The sequence below is a fragment of the Streptosporangium sp. LJ11 genome (assembly GCF_051918945.1).
Lineage (GTDB): Bacteria > Actinomycetota > Actinomycetes > Streptosporangiales > Streptosporangiaceae > Streptosporangium.
Map to the genome: position 1 here is coordinate 1 of NZ_JBPXMB010000082.1, position 2,110 is coordinate 2,110.

Annotated in this window: 2 protein-coding genes; both read left to right on the forward strand. The window is 69.8% G+C overall.

Annotation, left to right across the window (positions count from 1 at the left end; genetic code table 11):
* Nucleotides 1–939: substrate-binding domain-containing protein (locus tag ACTOQ3_RS43435; RefSeq protein ID WP_440089911.1), on the forward strand; the 939-nt coding region annotated here is incomplete at its 5' end.
* Nucleotides 939–2,110 (forward strand): Gfo/Idh/MocA family protein (locus ACTOQ3_RS43440; RefSeq protein ID WP_440089912.1); only part of this gene is annotated, 1,172 nt, incomplete at its 3' end. The genes ACTOQ3_RS43435 and ACTOQ3_RS43440, both read left to right, overlap by 1 nt.

Sequence of the window (2,110 nt, forward strand, 5' to 3'; positions counted from 1 at the left end):
CCGGCTCCGGCCGCGACCGGTGGCAACGACGCCCCCGGCGACAAGGTCGTCATCGGTTTCTCCGCGCCCGCGGCCGACCACGGCTGGATCGCCGCGATCGCCAAGAACGCCGAGGCCGCGGCCAAGGAGTACTCCGACATCGAGTTCAAGCCGGTCGAGCCGACCAACGACATCAACGCGCAGATCTCCGCCGTCGAGTCGCTGATCGCGGCGAAGGTCTCCGCGCTGGTGATCTTGCCCAACGACGGTCAGCAGCTCAACCAGATCGCCCGCCAGGCCTCCGACGCCGGCATCCCGGTGATCAACCTGGACCGGGTCTTCCCCGACAAGCTCTCCTACCGCACCTGGATCGGCGGCGACAACTACGGCATGGGCGTGGCGGCCGGCCACTACATCGGCAAGAAGCTCAAGGACAAGGGGGTGGCCAACCCGGTGATCCTGGAGATCCAGGGCATCGCCACCCTGCCGCTGACCCAGGACCGCAGCAAGGGCTTCGAGGACGCGCTGAAGACCTACGGCTTCAGCGTGACGGCCAAGCAGGACGCGCAGTTCACCGTGGAGTCGGGCACCAAGGTCGCCGCCAACCTGATGCAGGCGCACAAGAAGATCGACGCGATCTGGAACCACGACGACGACCAGGGCATCGGCGTGCTGGCCGCGATCAAGGAGGCCGGGCGCAGCGAGTTCTTCATGGTCGGCGGTGCCGGCTCGGCCAACGCGATGCGCGACATCCAGGCGGGGTCGGGGGTGCTGGAGGCCACCGTGACCTACAGCCCCACCATGGCCTCCTCGGCGATCAAGCTGGCGCGCCTGATCGCGCAGGGCAAGGGCATGAGCGACCTGGTGGAGAACCAGGTGCCCCAGTCGATCACCCTGGCCTCCGAGACCATCACCAAGGAGAACGTGGCCGAGTACCTGCCGTTGGGATTCGAGTCTTGATGAATCAGTCTGACAGGCCGAGCCTGGGGATCGGCATGGTCGGGTACGCCTTCATGGGCCGGGTGCATTCCCAGGCCTGGCGCAGCGTGTCGGCGTTCTTCGACCTGCCGGCCCGGCCGGTGATGGCCGCGGTCTGCGGCCGCTCGGCCGAGGGGACGGCGGCGGCGGCCGAGCAGATGGGCTGGGCCGCGGCCGAGACCGACTGGCGCAAGCTGATCGCCCGCGACGACGTGGACGTGGTCGACATCTGCACGCCGGGCGACTCGCACGCCGAGATCGCGATCGCCGCGCTGGAGGCTGGCAAGCACGTGTTGTGCGAGAAGCCGCTGGCCAACACCGTCGCCGAGGCCGAGGCGATGGCGGCGGCGGCCCGCTCGGCGGCCGAGCGGGGGGTGTATGCGATGGTGGCGTTCAACTACCGCCGGGTGCCGGCCATCGCCCAGGCCGCCCGCTGGGTGGCCGAGGGCCGCCTGGGCGCCATCCGCCACGTGCGGGCCCAGTACCTGCAGGACTGGATCGTCGATCCGGACTTCCCGCTGGTGTGGCGGCTGCGAAAAGACCTGGCCGGCTCCGGCGCGCTGGGCGACATCGGCGCGCACATCATTGACACCGCCCAGTTCGTCACCGGCCAGCGCCTGACGCACGTGTCCGGGCTGACCGAGACGTTCATCACCCAGCGGCCGCTGGCCGGCGCCTCGGCCGGACTGTCGGCCGACACCGGCAACGGAAGCGGCACCGAGATGGGCGAGGTCGACGTCGATGACGCGGCGTTGTTCATCGGCCGTCTCAGTGGCGGCGCGCTGGCGTCGTTCGAGGCGACCCGGTTCGCCACCGGCCGCAAGAACGCGCTGCGCATCGAGATCAACGGTTCGAAGGCGAGTGTGGCGTTCGACTTCGAGGCGATGAACGAGTTGTGGTTTCACGACCACGCGTTGCCGGCCGAGGAGGCGGGGTTCCGCCGGGTGCTGGTCACCGAGGCCGGGCACCCCTACGCGGGGGCGTGGTGGCCGCCGGGTCACGGCCTGGGCTATGAGCACACCTTCACCCACGAGGTGAAGGACTTCGTCGAGGCGATCACCGCCGGTGTCGCCCCGGCCCCGTCGTTCGACGACGGACTGAACATCCAGCGTGTGCTGGCCGCGGTCGAGCGCAGCGCCGCCGACCAGAGCCG